8 protein-coding genes, 3 tRNA genes, 6 rRNA genes, 3 pseudogenes and 1 riboswitch are annotated in these 22,771 nt (G+C 45.4%); of the genes and pseudogenes, 3 read left to right on the forward strand and 17 right to left on the reverse strand.

Annotated features, from left to right (window positions below):
- Positions 1–316: 316 nt before the first annotated feature.
- From rrf (ACMAZD_RS16670) to ACMAZD_RS16710, 9 genes are all read right to left on the reverse strand, one after another.
- Positions 317–432: ribosomal RNA gene (gene rrf / locus ACMAZD_RS16670) — 5S ribosomal RNA — on the reverse strand.
- A gap of 146 nt (positions 433–578) precedes the next feature.
- Positions 579–3,472, reverse strand: a 23S ribosomal RNA gene (locus ACMAZD_RS16675).
- Between the two features lie 367 nt (positions 3,473–3,839).
- A tRNA-Val gene (locus tag ACMAZD_RS16680) sits at positions 3,840–3,915 on the reverse strand.
- A gap of 33 nt (positions 3,916–3,948) precedes the next feature.
- Positions 3,949–4,024: transfer RNA gene (locus ACMAZD_RS16685), tRNA-Lys, on the reverse strand.
- Between the two features lie 2 nt (positions 4,025–4,026).
- Positions 4,027–4,102 (reverse strand) — tRNA-Glu (locus tag ACMAZD_RS16690).
- A 91-nt stretch (positions 4,103–4,193) separates the two neighbouring features.
- Positions 4,194–5,748: ribosomal RNA gene (locus tag ACMAZD_RS16695) — 16S ribosomal RNA — on the reverse strand.
- A 528-nt stretch (positions 5,749–6,276) separates the two neighbouring features.
- A 5S ribosomal RNA gene (gene rrf / locus ACMAZD_RS16700) occupies positions 6,277–6,392 on the reverse strand.
- A 149-nt stretch (positions 6,393–6,541) separates the two neighbouring features.
- Positions 6,542–9,435: ribosomal RNA gene (locus ACMAZD_RS16705) — 23S ribosomal RNA — on the reverse strand.
- Positions 9,436–9,838: 403 nt separating this feature from the next.
- Positions 9,839–11,393: ribosomal RNA gene (locus tag ACMAZD_RS16710) — 16S ribosomal RNA — on the reverse strand.
- Together the 16S, 23S and 5S rRNA genes with 3 tRNA genes alongside form the textbook arrangement of a ribosomal RNA operon.
- A 655-nt stretch (positions 11,394–12,048) precedes the next feature.
- On the opposite strand from ACMAZD_RS16710, the gene ACMAZD_RS16715 reads away from it, so the two are divergent.
- A complete protein-coding gene (locus ACMAZD_RS16715; RefSeq protein WP_004736687.1) occupies positions 12,049–12,501 on the forward strand; it encodes an RNA recognition motif domain-containing protein in 453 nt (150 codons plus the stop codon).
- Here the strand turns inward: ACMAZD_RS16715 and murI are convergent.
- The 3 genes and pseudogenes from murI to ACMAZD_RS16730 form a co-directional block, all read right to left on the reverse strand.
- Complete coding sequence (gene murI, locus ACMAZD_RS16720) at positions 12,464–13,270, reverse strand: glutamate racemase (RefSeq protein ID WP_435249401.1); 807 nt, start codon at positions 13,268–13,270, stop codon at positions 12,464–12,466. The two genes, ACMAZD_RS16715 and murI, sit on opposite strands and share 38 nt — an antisense overlap.
- A gap of 60 nt (positions 13,271–13,330) precedes the next feature.
- Positions 13,331–13,997: pseudogene (locus ACMAZD_RS16725) on the reverse strand (ATPase).
- A 45-nt stretch (positions 13,998–14,042) separates the two neighbouring features.
- Positions 14,043–15,968 carry a TonB-dependent receptor family protein gene (locus tag ACMAZD_RS16730; RefSeq protein WP_435247986.1) on the reverse strand — a complete coding sequence of 642 codons (1,926 nt, stop codon included), beginning with the start codon at positions 15,966–15,968 and terminating at the stop codon, positions 14,043–14,045.
- 40 nt (positions 15,969–16,008) lie between these two features.
- Positions 16,009–16,212, reverse strand: a riboswitch (cobalamin riboswitch).
- Positions 16,213–16,367: 155 nt separating this feature from the next.
- Between ACMAZD_RS16730 and trmA the strand changes: the two genes are divergently transcribed.
- The gene (gene trmA / locus ACMAZD_RS16735; RefSeq protein WP_435247987.1) at positions 16,368–17,477 is read left to right on the forward strand and encodes a tRNA (uridine(54)-C5)-methyltransferase TrmA; all 1,110 of its coding nucleotides are present in this window, start codon (positions 16,368–16,370) and stop codon (positions 17,475–17,477) included.
- 74 nt (positions 17,478–17,551) lie between these two features.
- Here the strand turns inward: trmA and ACMAZD_RS16740 are convergent, their stop codons facing one another.
- Both ACMAZD_RS16740 and fabR read right to left on the reverse strand, forming a co-directional pair.
- Positions 17,552–17,923 (reverse strand): YijD family membrane protein, encoded by a 372-nt coding sequence (locus ACMAZD_RS16740; protein ID WP_004736696.1) that lies wholly within the window; start codon positions 17,921–17,923, stop codon positions 17,552–17,554.
- Entirely contained in the window at positions 17,923–18,564 is a 642-nt protein-coding gene (gene fabR, locus ACMAZD_RS16745; RefSeq protein WP_435247988.1) for an HTH-type transcriptional repressor FabR, read from the reverse strand. Before fabR ends, ACMAZD_RS16740 begins: the two co-directional genes overlap by 1 nt.
- A 327-nt stretch (positions 18,565–18,891) precedes the next feature.
- On the opposite strand from fabR, the gene sthA reads away from it, so the two are divergent.
- Entirely contained in the window at positions 18,892–20,292 is a 1,401-nt protein-coding gene (gene sthA / locus ACMAZD_RS16750) for a Si-specific NAD(P)(+) transhydrogenase (RefSeq protein WP_435247989.1), read from the forward strand.
- 190 nt (positions 20,293–20,482) lie between these two features.
- Here the strand turns inward: sthA and ACMAZD_RS16755 are convergent.
- The 3 genes and pseudogenes from ACMAZD_RS16755 to ACMAZD_RS16765 all read right to left on the reverse strand — a co-directional run.
- Positions 20,483–20,830, reverse strand: a pseudogene (locus tag ACMAZD_RS16755) (MATE family efflux transporter); the annotation flags it as partial.
- A 31-nt stretch (positions 20,831–20,861) separates the two neighbouring features.
- A protein-coding gene (locus ACMAZD_RS16760; RefSeq protein ID WP_435247990.1) for an IS5 family transposase occupies positions 20,862–21,624 on the reverse strand; the annotation gives its coding sequence in 2 pieces (ribosomal slippage) (positions 20,862–21,173 and positions 21,175–21,624; 762 coding nt in all).
- A gap of 89 nt (positions 21,625–21,713) precedes the next feature.
- Positions 21,714–22,724, reverse strand: a pseudogene (locus ACMAZD_RS16765) (MATE family efflux transporter); the annotation flags it as partial.
- Positions 22,725–22,771 lie beyond the last annotated feature (47 nt).

The following is a 22,771-nucleotide window of genomic DNA, read 5'->3' on the forward strand; positions in this document are numbered from 1 at the left end:
AGTTAAACGTATTGGTCACTCAGTTCATTGAAATCATTTGATTCCGAAGAATCTGTTTTATCTAACAATAAAACGTTTTGATATTCATCAACGAGTGCCCACACAGATTGATAGGTTTAAATTGTTAAAGAGCTTATTCTCTAAAAAGAGAACGCTTTCAGTGCCTTAGCACGTAAGCAGGACGCGCATATTACGCTTTCCACTTTGAAAGTCAACATAAAACTCTAAGAAACTTAGAACTCTATGGTGACTTGTCTATTCAATAGACAAAGTCGAACTTTTGTCTTCACTTTTAAAAAGTGAAAATAAATTTGGAGCCTGGCGATGTCCTACTCTCACATGGGGAAGCCCCACACTACCATCGGCGCTATTGTGTTTCACTTCTGAGTTCGGCATGGAATCAGGTGGGTCCACAATGCTATGGTCGCCAAGCAAATTTTGCTTTACTTTCAGTTTTTAAAAACTGAAGGCAAAATAATCTGGAAAGCTGTTCTCTATTCAATAGAGCAATAAAAGTTGTATCTCTTCAAACGCATTCAAGGTCTGTCTTTGAGTCCACAAAACCCCTTGGGTGTTGTATGGTTAAGCCTCACGGGCAATTAGTACAGGTTAGCTCAATGCCTCGCAGCACTTACACACCCTGCCTATCAACGTCGTAGTCTACGACAACCCTTTAGGACACTTATAGTGCCAGGGAAAACTCATCTCAAGGCTCGCTTCCCGCTTAGATGCTTTCAGCGGTTATCGATTCCGAACTTAGCTACCGGGCAATGCCATTGGCATGACAACCCGAACACCAGAGGTTCGTCCACTCCGGTCCTCTCGTACTAGGAGCAGCCCCTTTCAATTTTCCAACGCCCACGGCAGATAGGGACCGAACTGTCTCACGACGTTCTAAACCCAGCTCGCGTACCACTTTAAATGGCGAACAGCCATACCCTTGGGACCGACTTCAGCCCCAGGATGTGATGAGCCGACATCGAGGTGCCAAACACCGCCGTCGATATGAACTCTTGGGCGGTATCAGCCTGTTATCCCCGGAGTACCTTTTATCCGTTGAGCGATGGCCCTTCCATTCAGAACCACCGGATCACTATGACCTGCTTTCGCACCTGCTCGAATTGTCATTCTCGCAGTCAAGCGGGCTTATGCCATTGCACTAACCACACGATGTCCAACCGTGTTTAGCCCACCTTCGTGCTCCTCCGTTACTCTTTGGGAGGAGACCGCCCCAGTCAAACTACCCACCAGGCACTGTCCGTAATCCCGATTCAGGGACCAACGTTAGAACATCAAAACTACAAGGGTGGTATTTCAAGGACGACTCCATCACATCTAGCGACGCAATTTCATAGTCTCCCACCTATCCTACACATGTAGGTTCAATGTTCAGTGCCAAGCTGTAGTAAAGGTTCACGGGGTCTTTCCGTCTAGCCGCGGGTACACTGCATCTTCACAGCGATTTCAATTTCACTGAGTCTCGGGTGGAGACAGCGTGGCCATCATTACGCCATTCGTGCAGGTCGGAACTTACCCGACAAGGAATTTCGCTACCTTAGGACCGTTATAGTTACGGCCGCCGTTTACCGGGGCTTCGATCAAGAGCTTCGACCGAAGTCTAACCCCATCAATTAACCTTCCGGCACCGGGCAGGCGTCACACCGTATACGTCATCTTACGATTTTGCACAGTGCTGTGTTTTTAATAAACAGTTGCAGCCACCTGGTATCTGCGACTCTCGTCTGCTCCATCCGCAAGGGACTTCACTGATAAGAGCGTACCTTCTCCCGAAGTTACGGTACCATTTTGCCTAGTTCCTTCACCCGAGTTCTCTCAAGCGCCTTGGTATTCTCTACCCGACCACCTGTGTCGGTTTGGGGTACGATTCCTTACAATCTGAAGCTTAGAGGCTTTTCCTGGAAGCATGGCATCAATGACTTCACTACCGTAGTAGCTCGACATCGTATCTCAGCGTTAATGAAAGTCCGGATTTACCTAAACTTTCCGCCTACATACTTGAACCTGGACAACCGTCGCCAGGCCCACCTAGCCTTCTCCGTCCCCCCATCGCAATTGTAAGAAGTACGGGAATATTAACCCGTTTCCCATCGACTACGCCTTTCGGCCTCGCCTTAGGAGTCGACTTACCCTGCCCCGATTAACGTTGGACAGGAACCCTTGGTCTTCCGGCGAGGGAGTTTTTCACTCCCTTTATCGTTACTCATGTCAGCATTCGCACTTCTGATACCTCCAGCAGCCCTTACAGACCACCTTCAACGGCTTACAGAACGCTCCCCTACCCCACATACCCTAAGGTACGTAGCCGCAGCTTCGGTGTATAGCTTAGCCCCGTTACATCTTCCGCGCAGGCCGACTCGACCAGTGAGCTATTACGCTTTCTTTAAATGATGGCTGCTTCTAAGCCAACATCCTGGCTGTCTGAGCCTTCCCACATCGTTTCCCACTTAGCTATACTTTGGGACCTTAGCTGGCGGTCTGGGTTGTTTCCCTCTCCACGACGGACGTTAGCACCCGCCGTGTGTCTCCCGGATAGTACTTACTGGTATTCGGAGTTTGCAAAGGGTTGGTAAGTCGGGATGACCCCCTAGCCTTAACAGTGCTCTACCCCCAGTAGTATTCGTCCGAGGCGCTACCTAAATAGCTTTCGGGGAGAACCAGCTATCTCCAGGTTTGATTGGCCTTTCACCCCTAGCCACAAGTCATCCGCTAATTTTTCAACATTAGTCGGTTCGGTCCTCCAGTTGATGTTACTCAACCTTCAACCTGCCCATGGCTAGATCACCTGGTTTCGGGTCTAATCCTAGCAACTGTACGCCCAGTTAAGACTCGGTTTCCCTACGGCTCCCCTAAACGGTTAACCTTGCTACTAAAATTAAGTCGCTGACCCATTATACAAAAGGTACGCAGTCACACCACGAAGGTGCTCCTACTGCTTGTACGTACACGGTTTCAGGTTCTATTTCACTCCCCTCACAGGGGTTCTTTTCGCCTTTCCCTCACGGTACTGGTTCACTATCGGTCAGTCAGTAGTATTTAGCCTTGGAGGATGGTCCCCCCATATTCAGACAGGATATCACGTGTCCCGCCCTACTCGATTTCACTGATTATGATGTGTCGGTTACGGGGCTATCACCCTTTATTGCGCCACTTTCCAGAGGCTTCACCTGCATCATTAAAAGCTTAAGGGCTAATCCAATTTCGCTCGCCGCTACTTTCGGAATCTCGGTTGATTTCTCTTCCTCGGGGTACTTAGATGTTTCAGTTCCCCCGGTTTGCCTCCTGTTGCTATGTATTCACAACAGGATACGTGCTTATGCACGTGGGTTTTCCCATTCAGAAATCCCAGACTCAAAAGGTTATTACTACCTAATCTGGGCTTATCGCAAGTTATTACGTCTTTCATCGCCTCTGACTGCCAAGGCATCCACCGTGTACGCTTAGTCACTTGACCATACAACCCGAAAGGGTCTTAGTGTATGGCAACTAACCAAGGTTTTTGGTTGTCATTAAGAAGGGTTAATTCTTAATGACTGTTTGCCGGACTCAATTGTGAATCAAACTAAGTTTGATTCGAATACAAGACACTTGAATGTGTTTGTTGTGTTTACCTAATGAAAGATAAACATTGAGAACTTTTAAATTTGATTTGAATTACTCGTAAGCAATCAAATCAGTCAGCTTTCCAAATTGTTAAAGAGCATGAGATTTAAGAACTAATGTTCTAAATTCACATTTTCTAAAGACTCTCACAGTCGAAAAATCCAACCAACGACATAAGAAGTGGTTTGGAGTTTTAACTTCCAAGAATATTTAGAGAATGGTGGGCGATACCGGGCTCGAACCAGTGACCCCCTGCTTGTAAGGCAGGTGCTCTCCCAACTGAGCTAATCGCCCACTAAAAGTTTTAATTCCTTCGTGGAGAAAGAATGGTGGGTCGTGCAGGATTCGAACCTGCGACCAATTGATTAAAAGTCAACTGCTCTACCAACTGAGCTAACGACCCAATGGTATCCCGTAGGGGAGTCGAACCCCTGTTACCGCCGTGAAAGGGCGGTGTCCTAGGCCTCTAGACGAACGGGACACTGGATATTGAAGAACTTGGGAGTTCTTCATCTCTTTACTTTTCTAAACCTAATCAATCTGTGTGGACACTCATCGTAAGTATCTTCGTATAAGGAGGTGATCCAGCCCCAGGTTCCCCTAGGGCTACCTTGTTACGACTTCACCCCAGTCATGAACCACAAAGTGGTGAGCGTCCTCCCCGAAAGGTTAAACTACCCACTTCTTTTGCAGCCCACTCCCATGGTGTGACGGGCGGTGTGTACAAGGCCCGGGAACGTATTCACCGTGACATTCTGATTCACGATTACTAGCGATTCCGACTTCATGGAGTCGAGTTGCAGACTCCAATCCGGACTACGACGCACTTTTTGGGATTCGCTCACTATCGCTAGCTTGCTGCCCTCTGTATGCGCCATTGTAGCACGTGTGTAGCCCTACTCGTAAGGGCCATGATGACTTGACGTCGTCCCCACCTTCCTCCGGTTTATCACCGGCAGTCTCCCTGGAGTTCCCACCATTACGTGCTGGCAAACAAGGATAAGGGTTGCGCTCGTTGCGGGACTTAACCCAACATTTCACAACACGAGCTGACGACAGCCATGCAGCACCTGTCTCAGAGCTCCCGAAGGCACACCTGCGTCTCCGCTGGCTTCTCTGGATGTCAAGAGTAGGTAAGGTTCTTCGCGTTGCATCGAATTAAACCACATGCTCCACCGCTTGTGCGGGCCCCCGTCAATTCATTTGAGTTTTAATCTTGCGACCGTACTCCCCAGGCGGTCTACTTAACGCGTTAGCTCCGAAAGCCACGGCTCAAGGCCACAACCTCCAAGTAGACATCGTTTACGGCGTGGACTACCAGGGTATCTAATCCTGTTTGCTCCCCACGCTTTCGCATCTGAGTGTCAGTGTCTGTCCAGGGGGCCGCCTTCGCCACTGGTATTCCTTCAGATCTCTACGCATTTCACCGCTACACCTGAAATTCTACCCCCCTCTACAGCACTCTAGTTCACCAGTTTCAAATGCAGTTCCGAGGTTGAGCCCCGGGCTTTCACATCTGACTTAATGAACCACCTGCATGCGCTTTACGCCCAGTAATTCCGATTAACGCTCGCACCCTCCGTATTACCGCGGCTGCTGGCACGGAGTTAGCCGGTGCTTCTTCTGTTGCTAACGTCAAGAAATAGCGCTATTAACACTACCCCCTTCCTCACAACTGAAAGTACTTTACAACCCGAAGGCCTTCTTCATACACGCGGCATGGCTGCATCAGGCTTTCGCCCATTGTGCAATATTCCCCACTGCTGCCTCCCGTAGGAGTCTGGACCGTGTCTCAGTTCCAGTGTGGCTGATCATCCTCTCAGACCAGCTAGGGATCGTCGCCTTGGTGAGCCATTACCTCACCAACTAGCTAATCCCACCTAGGCATATCTTGACGCGAGAGGTCCGAAGATCCCCCTCTTTGGCCCGTAGGCATTATGCGGTATTAGCCATCGTTTCCAATGGTTATCCCCCACATCAAGGCAATTTCCTAGGCATTACTCACCCGTCCGCCGCTCGACGCCCATTAACGCACCCGAAGGATTGTTAGTGTCGTTTCCGCTCGACTTGCATGTGTTAGGCCTGCCGCCAGCGTTCAATCTGAGCCATGATCAAACTCTTCAATTTAAAGTTTTGATTACCTAAATTAATAGGTGTGACTCAACGAATACTGACTTCAAAACTATTCTTTATAAATAAAGAGTGTAATTTTAAAGCTATTACCTCTCTCTTCTTAAATAAATAGGAACAGAATGGTAATGAATTGACTGTGCCGCTAGTTGTTTTCACTTTTTAATAAAAAGTAAAACCAAAAAGCATTCAAACTATTTCTAGCTCAGGTCACTCAGTTCATTGAAATCATTGTGTTACCGAAGTAACTGCTATTACGCTCTTTCGAAAAAGAACCAATAACGTTTTGATATTCATCAACGAGTGCCCACACAGATTGATAGGTTTAAATTGTTAAAGAGCTTATTCTCTAAAAAGAGAACGCTTTCAGTGCCTTAGCACGTAAGCAGGACGCGTATATTACGCTTTCCACTTTGAAAGTCAACATAAAACTCTAAGAAACTTAGAACTCTATGGTGACTTGTCTATTCAATAGACAAAGTCGAACTTTTGTCTTCACTTTTAAAAAGTGAAAATAAATTTGGAGCCTGGCGATGTCCTACTCTCACATGGGGAAACCCCACACTACCATCGGCGCTATTGTGTTTCACTTCTGAGTTCGGCATGGAATCAGGTGGGTCCACAATGCTATGGTCGCCAAGCAAATTTTGCTTTTACTTTCAGCGTTTTAAAAACTGAAGGCAAAATAATCTGGAAAGCTGATTCTCTATTCAATAGAGCAATAAAAGTTGTATCTCTTCAAACGCATTCAAGGTCTGTCTTTGAGTCCACAAAACCCCTTGGGTGTTGTATGGTTAAGCCTCACGGGCAATTAGTACAGGTTAGCTCAATGCCTCGCAGCACTTACACACCCTGCCTATCAACGTCGTAGTCTACGACAACCCTTTAGGACACTTATAGTGCCAGGGAAAACTCATCTCAAGGCTCGCTTCCCGCTTAGATGCTTTCAGCGGTTATCGATTCCGAACTTAGCTACCGGGCAATGCCATTGGCATGACAACCCGAACACCAGAGGTTCGTCCACTCCGGTCCTCTCGTACTAGGAGCAGCCCCTTTCAATTTTCCAACGCCCACGGCAGATAGGGACCGAACTGTCTCACGACGTTCTAAACCCAGCTCGCGTACCACTTTAAATGGCGAACAGCCATACCCTTGGGACCGACTTCAGCCCCAGGATGTGATGAGCCGACATCGAGGTGCCAAACACCGCCGTCGATATGAACTCTTGGGCGGTATCAGCCTGTTATCCCCGGAGTACCTTTTATCCGTTGAGCGATGGCCCTTCCATTCAGAACCACCGGATCACTATGACCTGCTTTCGCACCTGCTCGAATTGTCATTCTCGCAGTCAAGCGGGCTTATGCCATTGCACTAACCACACGATGTCCAACCGTGTTTAGCCCACCTTCGTGCTCCTCCGTTACTCTTTGGGAGGAGACCGCCCCAGTCAAACTACCCACCAGGCACTGTCCGTAACCCCGATTCAGGGGCCAACGTTAGAACATCAAAACTACAAGGGTGGTATTTCAAGGACGACTCCATCACATCTAGCGACGCAATTTCATAGTCTCCCACCTATCCTACACATGTAGGTTCAATGTTCAGTGCCAAGCTGTAGTAAAGGTTCACGGGGTCTTTCCGTCTAGCCGCGGGTACACTGCATCTTCACAGCGATTTCAATTTCACTGAGTCTCGGGTGGAGACAGCGTGGCCATCATTACGCCATTCGTGCAGGTCGGAACTTACCCGACAAGGAATTTCGCTACCTTAGGACCGTTATAGTTACGGCCGCCGTTTACCGGGGCTTCGATCAAGAGCTTCGACCGAAGTCTAACCCCATCAATTAACCTTCCGGCACCGGGCAGGCGTCACACCGTATACGTCATCTTACGATTTTGCACAGTGCTGTGTTTTTAATAAACAGTTGCAGCCACCTGGTATCTGCGACTCTCGTCTGCTCCATCCGCAAGGGACTTCACTGATAAGAGCGTACCTTCTCCCGAAGTTACGGTACCATTTTGCCTAGTTCCTTCACCCGAGTTCTCTCAAGCGCCTTGGTATTCTCTACCCGACCACCTGTGTCGGTTTGGGGTACGATTCCTTACAATCTGAAGCTTAGAGGCTTTTCCTGGAAGCATGGCATCAATGACTTCACTACCGTAGTAGCTCGACATCGTATCTCAGCGTTAATGAAAGTCCGGATTTACCTAAACTTTCCGCCTACATACTTGAACCTGGACAACCGTCGCCAGGCCCACCTAGCCTTCTCCGTCCCCCCATCGCAATTGTAAGAAGTACGGGAATATTAACCCGTTTCCCATCGACTACGCCTTTCGGCCTCGCCTTAGGAGTCGACTTACCCTGCCCCGATTAACGTTGGACAGGAACCCTTGGTCTTCCGGCGAGGGAGTTTTTCACTCCCTTTATCGTTACTCATGTCAGCATTCGCACTTCTGATACCTCCAGCAGCCCTTACAGACCACCTTCAACGGCTTACAGAACGCTCCCCTACCCCACATACCCTAAGGTACGTAGCCGCAGCTTCGGTGTATAGCTTAGCCCCGTTACATCTTCCGCGCAGGCCGACTCGACCAGTGAGCTATTACGCTTTCTTTAAATGATGGCTGCTTCTAAGCCAACATCCTGGCTGTCTGAGCCTTCCCACATCGTTTCCCACTTAGCTATACTTTGGGACCTTAGCTGGCGGTCTGGGTTGTTTCCCTCTCCACGACGGACGTTAGCACCCGCCGTGTGTCTCCCGGATAGTACTTACTGGTATTCGGAGTTTGCAAAGGGTTGGTAAGTCGGGATGACCCCCTAGCCTTAACAGTGCTCTACCCCCAGTAGTATTCGTCCGAGGCGCTACCTAAATAGCTTTCGGGGAGAACCAGCTATCTCCAGGTTTGATTGGCCTTTCACCCCTAGCCACAAGTCATCCGCTAATTTTTCAACATTAGTCGGTTCGGTCCTCCAGTTGATGTTACTCAACCTTCAACCTGCCCATGGCTAGATCACCTGGTTTCGGGTCTAATCCTAGCAACTGTACGCCCAGTTAAGACTCGGTTTCCCTACGGCTCCCCTAAACGGTTAACCTTGCTACTAAAATTAAGTCGCTGACCCATTATACAAAAGGTACGCAGTCACACCACGAAGGTGCTCCTACTGCTTGTACGTACACGGTTTCAGGTTCTATTTCACTCCCCTCACAGGGGTTCTTTTCGCCTTTCCCTCACGGTACTGGTTCACTATCGGTCAGTCAGTAGTATTTAGCCTTGGAGGATGGTCCCCCCATATTCAGACAGGATATCACGTGTCCCGCCCTACTCGATTTCACTGATTATGATGTGTCGGTTACGGGGCTATCACCCTTTATTGCGCCACTTTCCAGAGGCTTCACCTGCATCATTAAAAGCTTAAGGGCTAATCCAATTTCGCTCGCCGCTACTTTCGGAATCTCGGTTGATTTCTCTTCCTCGGGGTACTTAGATGTTTCAGTTCCCCCGGTTTGCCTCCTGTTGCTATGTATTCACAACAGGATACGTGCTTATGCACGCGGGTTTCCCCATTCAGAAATCCCAGACTCAAAAGGTTATTACTACCTAATCTGGGCTTATCGCAAGTTATTACGTCTTTCATCGCCTCTGACTGCCAAGGCATCCACCGTGTACGCTTAGTCACTTAACCATACAACCCGAAAGGGTTTCTATTTGCTTTCACTTTAAAAAGTGAAGACAAATAAGCGTATGGCAACTAACCAAGGTTTTTGGTTGTCATTAAGAAGGGTTAATTCTTAATGACTGTTTGCCGGACTCAATTGTGAATCAAACTAAGTTTGATTCGAATACAAGACACTTGAATGTCTTTGTTGTGTTTATACTGTTCTTATTAACTAAGAGCAGATAAACATTGAGAACTTTTAAATTTGATTTGAATTACTCGTAAGTAATCAATCAGTCAGCTTTCCAAATTGTTAAAGAGCATAAAGCAAAAAGCTTTAATCAATAACTTACGTTATTAATTAAAGCTCTGGCTTTAACTAAATCTAAACCATCAATCTGTGTGGACACTCATCGTAAGTATCTTCGTATAAGGAGGTGATCCAGCCCCAGGTTCCCCTAGGGCTACCTTGTTACGACTTCACCCCAGTCATGAACCACAAAGTGGTGAGCGTCCTCCCCGAAAGGTTAAACTACCCACTTCTTTTGCAGCCCACTCCCATGGTGTGACGGGCGGTGTGTACAAGGCCCGGGAACGTATTCACCGTGACATTCTGATTCACGATTACTAGCGATTCCGACTTCATGGAGTCGAGTTGCAGACTCCAATCCGGACTACGACGCACTTTTTGGGATTCGCTCACTATCGCTAGCTTGCTGCCCTCTGTATGCGCCATTGTAGCACGTGTGTAGCCCTACTCGTAAGGGCCATGATGACTTGACGTCGTCCCCACCTTCCTCCGGTTTATCACCGGCAGTCTCCCTGGAGTTCCCACCATTACGTGCTGGCAAACAAGGATAAGGGTTGCGCTCGTTGCGGGACTTAACCCAACATTTCACAACACGAGCTGACGACAGCCATGCAGCACCTGTCTCAGAGCTCCCGAAGGCACACCTGCGTCTCCGCTGGCTTCTCTGGATGTCAAGAGTAGGTAAGGTTCTTCGCGTTGCATCGAATTAAACCACATGCTCCACCGCTTGTGCGGGCCCCCGTCAATTCATTTGAGTTTTAATCTTGCGACCGTACTCCCCAGGCGGTCTACTTAACGCGTTAGCTCCGAAAGCCACGGCTCAAGGCCACAACCTCCAAGTAGACATCGTTTACGGCGTGGACTACCAGGGTATCTAATCCTGTTTGCTCCCCACGCTTTCGCATCTGAGTGTCAGTGTCTGTCCAGGGGGCCGCCTTCGCCACTGGTATTCCTTCAGATCTCTACGCATTTCACCGCTACACCTGAAATTCTACCCCCCTCTACAGCACTCTAGTTCACCAGTTTCAAATGCAGTTCCGAGGTTGAGCTCCGGGCTTTCACATCTGACTTAATGAACCACCTGCATGCGCTTTACGCCCAGTAATTCCGATTAACGCTCGCACCCTCCGTATTACCGCGGCTGCTGGCACGGAGTTAGCCGGTGCTTCTTCTGTTGCTAACGTCAAGAGGTAACGCTATTAACGTTACCCCCTTCCTCACAACTGAAAGTACTTTACAACCCGAAGGCCTTCTTCATACACGCGGCATGGCTGCATCAGGCTTTCGCCCATTGTGCAATATTCCCCACTGCTGCCTCCCGTAGGAGTCTGGACCGTGTCTCAGTTCCAGTGTGGCTGATCATCCTCTCAGACCAGCTAGGGATCGTCGCCTTGGTGAGCCATTACCTCACCAACTAGCTAATCCCACCTAGGCATATCTTGACGCGAGAGGTCCGAAGATCCCCCTCTTTGGCCCGTAGGCATTATGCGGTATTAGCCATCGTTTCCAATGGTTATCCCCCACACCAAGGCAATTTCCTAGGCATTACTCACCCGTCCGCCGCTCGACGCCCAACAAATCCTCCGAAGAGTCAATGTTGTCGTTTCCGCTCGACTTGCATGTGTTAGGCCTGCCGCCAGCGTTCAATCTGAGCCATGATCAAACTCTTCAATTTAAAGTTTTGATTACCTAAATTAATAGGTGTGACTCAACGAATACTGACTTCAAAACTATTCTTTATAAATAAAGAGTGTAATTTTAAAGCTATTACCATTCCAACAGAATGGTAATGAATTGACTGTGCCGAATAACTACAAGTAGTTAAACGTATTGGCCACTCAGTTCATTGAAATCATTGTATTACCGAAGTAACTGCTATTACGCTCTTTCGAAAAAGAACCAATAACGTTTTGATATTCATCAACGAGTGCCCACACAGATTGATAGGTTTAAATTGTTAAAGAGCGCTAGCGTTTTGTGATTTACATCTCATCTGCTAGGGGTGCGTACTATACCTGCACCACTTAGAGAGTCAAGGGTTATTTTTAACTCCTTTTTCTCTACCGATTTCGCTGTGTGACTTTCGTCTCACTCCGTGTCGGTGAGGCGGCATTATAGAGAGATCGGCATAGAGCACAAGGGCTTTTTTGAATAAAAGTTTTGTTCGCCTAAAAAGCCACCAGATCCGCATTTTTCGAATAAAAACTAAACATTTGAGACGTATCACAGCAATACATTGGCAAAATGGAAACCATGAACGTAAGATTCATGTATCTATTTTGTTAAGAGTAGATGCGTCTATTTCGTTTATTAATATGTAGTATTCCGATATGAACTCAAAAAAATCGATGTTGTTAATTGTCGCACTAGCTGTTCTAGGTGGCATTGTTTTCTCTCAGGTAGATATATCGCCTGCAATTACCTTTATCCTTGGTGTCTTGGCTTCCGCTTTTGTTGTTAACTTTTCAAGCACCGACTCAAAATCAGATTCAGAACCTAAGGCATCAACAAAAACACTTTATGTAGGTAACCTTCCATACAAAGCGAATGAGTCACACGTACGTGAATTATTCTCAGAGTATGGTGAAGTATTTGCAGTACGCTTAATGAAAGACAAACGTACTGGTAAAAGAAGAGGCTTTGGATTTGTCGTAATGGCTAGCAATGATGTGAATCATGCTATTTCAGAACTTAACGATAAAGATTACATGCAACGAACTTTAAAAGTGCGAGTTGCAAACGATCCTAAACATCCAGAAACGGACGAAGCTGAACTGAGCTAAATCCTAACTGCTTCAACATGCTATTTAGTGCACTTTCTTTCTTAGGAAGTGCACTACAAAAAACCTCACGCACTCCCCCTTCTTCATTAATACTTTCCAAACCCAACAAATCTTGAACCCGTTTAGCTATCGCTTTACCAGAATCTATCAGCACTACGCTTTCACCTAGTACTTGTTGAATCTCTGATTTGATCAGTGGGAAATGAGTGCATCCTAATACGGCCACATCAACCATGTTGATCATCGGTTGAAGAATCTGCTGCAGCTCTTCAAGGTCAATCGTCTCCCCCCTGAGTTTATCTTCGGCCATATCCACCAGCCTAGTAGAACCTAAAAGTTCGACCCTTTTATTACTCGAGAAGTTTTGGATGAGCTCGTGTGTGTATTCACGAGTAATCGTTGCGGGAGTAGCAATGAGACCCACTGCTTTATTGGCAAGTAGGGATGCAGGCTTAATTGCCGGAACAACACCAACAATTGGGATTTGATTATTAGCACGGAGTGTAGGTAAGACAATCGTACTTGCAGTATTACAAGCTATCACTACGATATCTATTGCGTGAGTAGCAACAAAGCTAGCGACGATGCTTTGGACTCTGCGGACAAGAACTTGTTGATCGAGTTCACCGTATGGGTAAGCCTCGTTATCGAATACATAAGTATAGTTATGATTCGGTAGTAACTGGCTTATCTCCTTATATACAGATAGGCCACCCACTCCAGAATCAAAGACCAATATATTTTTTTGCAGACTATCCGACACAACGATTACCTATAATAAGTTTCGCTGCAATAATACTCCTTCACTTAGTTTTCGCCAATCCTCACTCTATATAATGCAAGCTTGATAACGTTGATGAACAAAGCGGTCACCTTGCTCTACATTTTCGAATTCAATATTAAGCTTTCCTTTAAAGCATGGCGCTGACGTCACTAAGGTATAGAACTCGCCATCTTCGCCACATGGATCTACATGACTCGGTAAGCTGCCTATTAGCTCAAGTGTGTATTTCTTCCCGCAATAGCTCATATCTAATACATCGCTATCGACCGTGATGAGAAAGGTTTCGATTCCTCTGTCGATTATTTCACTCGCAAGTGCCTGACTGCTCTCTCCCATTAGGGGAAACACACACTCCTAACCCGCTGGTTCTATATAGCTTCTTCGATAATCGGCAATGCCATTACAAAACATGTCTCCAAACGCGACCGCATCAATTGATAAGCCAGAACCTTTAAGTGCAGAGACAATAGTACTTTGATAAGTCTCATTACTAGGAAACACTTCTGGAAGCTCAATCGTGATTAATGGTAAATCGACTAATTGCGCCTGCATTGCAACAACATCAATAGGAGTCACTTGGAAAGGAACTTCATCTCCAACATACGTCGTATAGAGAGCAACAACTTCATACTCGGAGCTTTCAAGTAGACGCTCCAGCGTTAATGTCGAGTCCTTACCATTATGACCAACTTATGACGACTTTCTTTTTCATTGATATACCCAATAAGAAAAAACCGCCCGGAGGCGGTTTAATATTCTAGAAATCATATGTCGCATTTAAGTAATAAGCTCTCTCGTTACCCGAATACCAATCACTATAGAAGACATAACTTGCATATTTTTCATTAAACAAGTTTTCCGTACGGAAACTCAATGTTAAATCGTCATAATTGTAATTAACCGCTAGGTTTACCAACCAATAAGCATCAAGTTTATCTAAGCTATTAGAATTATCACCGTCTCGATATTTATCACCCGTGTATACCGCGTCAGTATAAAGGCCTAGGCTCTCTGTTAGCGAGTAATCAAGCGCCACTCTACCTGTATGATTAGCCACCCATGCTACATCTTTTCCATCATTTATACCTTCGGTAAATTCGGCATCAACATAACTATATTCAGCACTTAATAGAAGGTCATCAAAAACATAGTAATCACCAGCAAGCGTTGCGCCATTGCGTGTTGAAGCATCAGCATTAGCATTGCGCCCGGAACCAGAGCTAGGATCGGTTACGTATACGATTTCATCCTCTAGTTGGAGGTTGAAGAAATCTGCTCTGAAAGAAAATATATCGTCATTCCAATTCCAACCGAACTCATTAGATATACCAGTTTGCGGTTTTAAGCCAACAACACCAGGGAAGGTATAAGATTGCTCAGAAACTTTTGCGAATCGAAAGTTGCTTTCGGTACGGATATAAACTCTAGATTTATCGTTGATACGATAATTGGCAGATAGCTCATAAGCTGGCGCATCATTATCTAAATCTTGCCCATCTGGGTACTGCACCATATCTGTTACACGATCTTCAACTTTCGCGTAACGGCCACCAATGTTAACAGTTAGATCTTGCGTCAGCGGGTGACTATAGCGGGTATAAATATTTACAGACTCTTGTTCATTATCTCTATCAGTCCAAGGGCTAGCATAATCGTAATGACTCTTTAACAAATCTAAGCCGACAATCAGATTTCGGGCGCCACTTTCAGAATCGAAGGTTCCTTCAAACTGACCGGCATAAAATAGCTGTCCGCTTTCTGTTTTCTTATCCGTACCATACACCAAACCATGACCACTCATATCATCGAACATAATTTCATTCTTTAGCGTCCAAGTTTGGTTAAGCTTTTGGTCGTAGCCTAATCGAACAGTTCTAGTTATCTCATGATTGAAGTCATCAGGATACGCAGTATTCGCTTGCGTAGGATCTTCCTTAAATTGATCTTCAGTTAAACTGCCTGCATATTGTCTTTCTGTGTCGTAATATCCAACCTCTACAAACAACTTACGCGTCTCATCTCGATACTCAATTAAGCCTAAGATTGAGCCATTCTCACTATCGTTATGATCTCTGTAGTTATCTGAGTTATTTTGCGTTGCCGAAAAACGATAGCTGACTTCATCTGTCACACTACCTGACGTACTCGCACTAAGTATTGTGGTATTGAAACTACCGTAAGTCGCACTTACAGACGTGGCATTTTCCGAAGGAGTTCGAGTAACGATATTAATTACACCACCGACAGCTTGGTCACCATAGAGCACACCAGCACTCCCAGATAAAACCTCAATTGTTTCAATATCTTTAATTTGAATAAAGTTTAAGTTTGGAGCTACTAGATCTTGAGAGTTTAAACGACGACCATCTAGCAATATTAGTGTATTACTTGAAGCTTGCTCTCCACTAAATCCACGTAAAGAAAAAGCAGCACCACTATTTGAGTCAGATATTTGAATACCAGCTCTGCCGCGCAATAAAGATTCTAGCGAGTTAGCACCACTTTGTTCGATTTCAGTGCGGTCTATAATCACAATGTTCGATGGAACATCTGCAATAGTATTAACATTATTACTACGAGCTAAAACCACCATGGTTTCGTCGACAGAGGCTTCTTGGGCGTGTAAATTGGAGATAGGTGAAAGCAGCGATGCTACAGCTATCGCTAAAAGGGATTTGTTCATGTTGTTATCCTAAATCGCGTAAATTCCTACCAAACCACATGTTATGGTTTAGCTACTGGCAGGTATTCGGACTCAAGAGCACAACCTTATGGTTACCTTGTATTCGACTTCCCACAAAAAGCTATTTGCAGTGTCTTATGAATACTTGTTCTCTTTTACCGCTGCGCGTCAGTTCTGGATTTACACCAGATTCCCTTTTCAGCCATCTATACATCCAAATGGCACCAGCTTGCGGGAGATAGTATTAACCTATGAATCATTTGTCTAGTCTAAGATAGTTATAAGCTATAGTTTTCATGCTCGATTTACATTGAATAGCTCTCAACACTGGACAAGCGCCTGTGATTGAATAAAATCTGCGCTCTTGATTTAAAAGCACGACAGCAAAAAGGCATAACAATGGCGAATTTAGATGTAAACCCGCAACGCTACCAAGAACAACTGGCAGAAAAGACTGAGCGTCTTACTGAAATGTTCTCACAATACGATGTGCCTGAGTTGGAAGTGTATGAATCTCCAGAACAACACTACCGCATGCGTGCTGAGTTTCGCGTGTGGCATGAAGGTGACGATATGTATTACGTCATGTTCAATCAAGAGACCAAAGAAAAATATCGTGTAGACCAGTTCCCAGCGGCTAGCCTTCTTATCAACGACTTAATGCCTCTACTAACAGATGCAATGAAAGAGAACCATTCTCTACGCCACAAGCTATTCCAAGTAGATTTTCTTTCTACGTTGAGTAGTGAGATTTTGGTATCACTGCTTTACCACCGCCAATTAGGTGAGCAATGGATTCAAGATGCTAAAGCACTGAAGCAGCAATTGAATGATGAAGGTTTTAACCTAAACCTGATTGGCCGTGCGCGTAAGATGAAAATTGTCCTTGATCGCGACTACGTCATTGAAAAGCTAGACGTGAATGATGACAGCTACATCTACCAACAAGTAGAGAACAGTTTTACTCAACCAAACGGTAAAGTAGCAGAGAAAATGCTGGAATGGGCTGTCGACTGTACTCAAGACAGCAAAGGTGACTTATTAGAACTTTACTGCGGTAACGGTAACTTCTCATTAGCACTGGCACAAAACTTTGAGCGTGTACTTGCAACTGAGCTAGCGAAGCCATCTGTTGAGTCTGCTCAATACAACATTGCGGCGAACAAGATTGATAATGTTCAGATCATTCGTATGTCTGCGGAAGATTTTACCGTAGCAATGGAAGGTAAGCGTGAATTCCGCCGCCTGCAACAAGCAAACATCGATCTAAAGAGCTACAACTGCAACACTATTTTTGTTGATCCACCGCGTTCAGGTATGGATGTTGATACTTGTAAGATGGTTCAAGGCTACGAGCGTATCATGTACATCTCTTGTAACCCTGAGACATTGAAAGAGAACCTAGACATTCTAAGCGAAACACACGACATCACTCGTTTTGCTCTATTTGACCAGTTCCCTTATACACACCACATGGAAGCAGGTGTATTCCTAGAGCGTAAAGCGTAAATCTCGCTCTCTAGGCCGTACAACAGATACAAAAAAACGAGCCAATTGGCTCGTTTTTTTATTTATACATTGGTTTAAGCGGTTTTACCGATAAAGCCTAGCTTCTTACCTACCCAAGCGAGTAGCAGCATCGCGACAATAATCGCAAAGAAGTTTGAACCTGCATCAGGGTGTTGTGCTTTCACAAAAGCCGAGTGGCCAAATGCACCCACAAAGAAACAAGCTAAACCTACTAATGGAATATCTTCAGATACTGGATTCGTTAGATATTCTTGGTAAAGCGCTTGTACAGCCAAAACTAAAGCAATCAGCGGAAAAATAGAGAAGCCCACTTCGCTCATTGTTACCCAAGATAACAGTGCATCACCACACACACCAGCAACAACAGCAAGTACGAGTGTCTTTCTTTCAGAACCACGGTTTACAGTATTATTTTCATTCGACATTATTCAATCCCGCCTTTTAATCGGTTACGTTCACGTTCTTTACGATACCAAAAAGCCCCTTTGGCCATCATTCGCAATTGCATGATCAAGCGATCAGCCAATTCATCTCGCTGACGTCGATCTAAATCTAATGCTTCTGCCCCTGAGTTGAAGACCAAAATGACAGAGGCTTCAGCTTGAGTAAAAGCTTCATCTCGTGTCATGCCAGTCGTTATCAAATATTCGGTTAACTCAGCAGAGAAGTGCTGTATCTCACGAGCTACCGCTGCACGAAACTCGAATGAAGTTCCTGAGCGCTCTCGCAATAACAGTCTGAATACGTTTGGACTGCTTTCAATGAATTCCATAAAGGTTTCAACCGATGTGCGAATCACACTGCCTTCTTTTACTATGCGTTGCCTAGCTTGTCGCATTAGCTGGCGCAACAGTAAGCCACCTTCATCAACCATGATTAAGCCAAGCTCATCCATATCTTTGAAGTGACGATAAAAGGAAGTCGGTGCTATTCCAGCCTCACGAGCGACTTCTCTCAAGCTTAGATTGGAAAAACTACGATCCGCACTGAGTTGGCTAAATGCCGCATCGATTAAGCTACGACGAGTTTTTTCTTTTTGCTGTGCGCGAATGCCCATTGGTTTCATACTTTATCAACATCTTCTTTTACAGCCTAAACAGGCATGTCTAATACTCTCTTCAATATAACGCGAATCACATATTTATATAAGACACTCTGGCTATATAAGACACTCAACATACCTCTTTGTTCACGTACCAAAGTAAATACGTTCGAAGAAAAAATTTCAATCTCCACACGGCCATTTGGAGACATACGACATACCAAATATTATTTTTTCGATAACACTGCGTGATCCCACCGACTCTCTGATGTCCTTTTCATGTACCCAAGAACAGAATCAGTTAAAATCTCGCTAAAGCAATGTTAATCAAATATAACAAGGAAGATATCTATGCCACACTCCAACCACTTTGATGTAATCGTAATTGGTAGTGGCCCCGGAGGCGAAGGGGCAGCGATGGGATTAACCAAAGCCGGGTTGAACGTTGCAATCATTGAGAAAGAGAGCAGCGTTGGTGGTGGTTGTACTCACTGGGGAACCATTCCTTCAAAAGCACTGCGTCATGCCGTGAGTCGTATTATTGAATTCAACAGCAACCCGCTGTTTTGTCAGAACAACAAAAGCATTCACTCAACCTTCTCCAACATACTGGGTCATGCTAAATCAGTCATCGATAAGCAAACTCGACTGCGCCAAGGTTTCTACGATCGCAATCAATGTACACTGGTATTCGGTACTGCTCGTTTTATCGATACTAACACTATCTCTGTCATGCAGAGCGATGGTACTGAAGAACACTACAGCGCAGACAAGTTTGTTATCGCGACAGGCTCTCGCCCTTACCAACCAGACAACGTCGACTTCCTACACGAACGTATCTACGATAGCGATTCTATTCTTTCTCTTAAACACGACCCTCAACACATCATCATTTATGGTGCTGGCGTTATCGGTTGTGAGTACGCGTCGATTTTCCGTGGTTTAGGCGTAAAAACCGATCTTATCAATACGCGAGACCGGTTACTGTCATTCCTAGACAATGAAACTTCAGATGCGCTTTCATACCACTTCTGGAACAGTGGCGTGGTAATTCGTAACGATGAAACCTTTGAGAAAATTGAAGGTACTGACGATGGCGTGATCATTCACTTAGAGTCTGGTAAGAAAATGCGTGCCGACTGTCTACTGTATGCCAATGGCCGAACAGGTAACACAGACAAACTCAACCTTGGTGCTGTGGGGCTAGAATCGGACTCACGTGGCCAAGTGTCGGTTAACAGCAACTACCAAACCAGTATCAGCCACGTTTATGCCGTGGGTGATGTGATTGGCTACCCTAGCCTGGCAAGTGCTGCCTATGACCAAGGTCGTTTCGTGGCTCAAGCAATAGTGAAAGGCGAAGCGGAAGGCCATCTGATTGAAGACATTCCAACGGGCATCTACACCATTCCGGAGATCAGCTCCGTTGGTAAAACAGAGCAAGAGCTTACCGCTGCTAAGGTTCCTTACGAAGTAGGACGCTCTTCATTCAAACACCTCGCTCGTGCACAAATCGCAGGCAAAGACATTGGTAGCTTGAAAATCCTATTCCACCGTGAAACCAAAGAGATTTTAGGTATCCACGTGTTTGGTGAGCGTGCTGCTGAGATCATCCACATCGGTCAGGCGATCATGGAACAGAAAGGCGAAGCCAACACCATCGAGTACTTTGTGAATACGACCTTCAACTATCCAACAATGGCCGAAGCGTATCGCGTCGCAGCGCTTAACGGACTTAACCGTTTGTTCTAAACAAAGAACCAATAGGACTATTTTACCACCTGTAGGCCAAATACATAAACAGCAAGCCATGAGCTTGCTGTTTTTATTTAAACCACCGAGTTAAATATCTATTTTAGCAATAAGATCATAATATTCTAAATACCCTGTTACCTGCATAGCTTCTATTTATCGCTCCCGGAACTAATCTATCTAAGCTTAGCTAAGCGAGAAACTCTCCTTTCTTCCACTGAGAAACAAATAAAACACCAAGACCAATCCCACGCATCGCCATAAAACTCAACATTGCTAGCCACAGCGCATGGTTTTCTAAACCTGATGCTAAGTAGAAAATCGCAAAGAAACTGCAGGTGGCCACAAACATACTGTTACGCATATCTTTGCCTTTGGTCGCGCCCACGAAAATACCGTCCAGCAAGAAGCACCACATAGAAACGAGTGGCATCGCAATCAACCATGGTAAATAAACTTCAGCCTGAGTTTTAACTGCTGGGATTGTGGTGATCATATTAATCAAACTAGACCCAGCAATCGCGAACACTATGGTTAGGGCGTGTTGATCTTTGCTGTACATTCCGTGTTCAACAATACATCGGTAGCCACATTAACATGAATGCCAGTGATAACATGCTGGCATAATTCCTTTCTAGCTTGTCATATCTACTTGAAATAGCTCGATAATGCTTAATTCTCCCAAAGGCATTTTCGACCAAGTGACGATACTTGTATAGACACCAATCCATACTGTCTTTGTCTATATCTTGTCCGTAATTGCGTTTAGCAATTACTGTTTCTCCGCCACGTTCCTTAACAAAAGTACGGAAAGGTTCGCTGTCATATCCTTTATCACAAACGATGGTATTAACTTCATCGAGTTGCTCAACTAAGCTTTTCGGCATGCACTATATCGTGGCGTTGTCCCTCTGATAAATCAAAGCAAATCGGCAGGCCACCACTATCTACAGCTAAGTGAATTTTGGTTGAGTTGCCCCCGCGACTTTTTCCTATTTGCTCTGAACTTTCAGTAGCTGCACCTGTACTATGCTGATGCGCTCTAACTATAGAGCCATCAAGAAATACCCATTCAAAGTCAGCCATGCTAGATAAGCTTTTGAAAAGATTATCTAAAATCCCTTTCTTTGACCAAAGATTAAATCGTCTGTAAACGGTACTCCACTCTCCGAACTCAGAGGGTAGATCTCGCCAAGGAATACCTGTTCTCATTCGATAAAGTATTCCTTCAAATGTCATTCGATGTTCAGTTTTATCGTAAATACGACCTGTACTTTTCATAACTTGGAGTAGCAGTTCCCAGCGAATATCAGTTAGCATTGTTCTTGGCATGGTATTGGTTATGGTTTTACTTTTGGCGAAGCAAATTATAACTCTTTACCATGCTGTTCAAAAAACACTCACGAAAGATCAACGCGCCCTAGTATCAAACAAATATTGAAGCTCCAGAAGACGGTGCCTATCAAAGACTGATTGAGCTCATCTTTATCTTTCGCGCCGATCGCTTTACCGACCATGGCTTCCATTGCGTAGGCAAAACCATCCATCCCATAAGAGATAATCATCAAGAAACTCATCAATACTGCATTGGCTGCCACCACATCATCACCAAAGCTTGCACCTTGGAAAGTCATAAAAGTAAAAGTGGCTTGCAGACATAATGAGCGCAGAAAGATGTCGCGATTCAATTTCACAAAGCGACTCAAGCCTTGGCTGGTTTTCTTAAGCAGCTCCCATGGGGATGGCAATTGCCTCTTCATCCAGATTCGATAAACACAAATTAAGCCAAACGTTAGACCCGCATAGTCCGCAATCACCGATGCTAACGCAGCGCCTTCAACTTGCCAGCTGAGGCCAATCACAAATACGATATCTAAAACGATGTTGGTGATATTAGTAATGATCACCATCCACATGGGTGCTTTGGCATTTTGGGTTCCGAGTAACCAACCTAACAAAACAAAGTTAGTCAACGCAGCAGGCGCACTCCATGCTCGGATAGAGAAATATTGCTGACCATAGTGTTTCACTTGTTCACTGGCACTACTCAGAGAGAAAACCGCATCCGCAACAAAGCTATACAATAGCAAAAAGGCACCAGCAAACCCTAGTGCCATGGTCACGCCTTGCACAAACACTAAGCCAAGCTGCTTGCCATCATTCGCCCCATAAGATTGGGCAGCCAGTCCGGTCGTCGACATTCGGAGGAAGCCAAGCAACCAAAAAGTCACACTGATCATAGTGCCACCCAAGGCCACACCACCTAAATACCAAGAATGCTCTAAGTGACCGATAACCGCAGCGTCGACTAAACCCAATAGAGGAACCGTAATATTGGAAAGAACCATCGGGATCGCGAGCAACAGCACTTTTTTGTGTATCGCTTGATTGGATAGAGTTTGGAAAATAGTTTGGAGATTAAATAACTTCACGATCACCTCTTTGATTAGAGACGATAGTTTAACCTAGTGGGTGTGCT

The organism is Vibrio sp. nBUS_14, assembly GCF_051201655.1.
Taxonomy (GTDB): domain Bacteria; phylum Pseudomonadota; class Gammaproteobacteria; order Enterobacterales; family Vibrionaceae; genus Vibrio.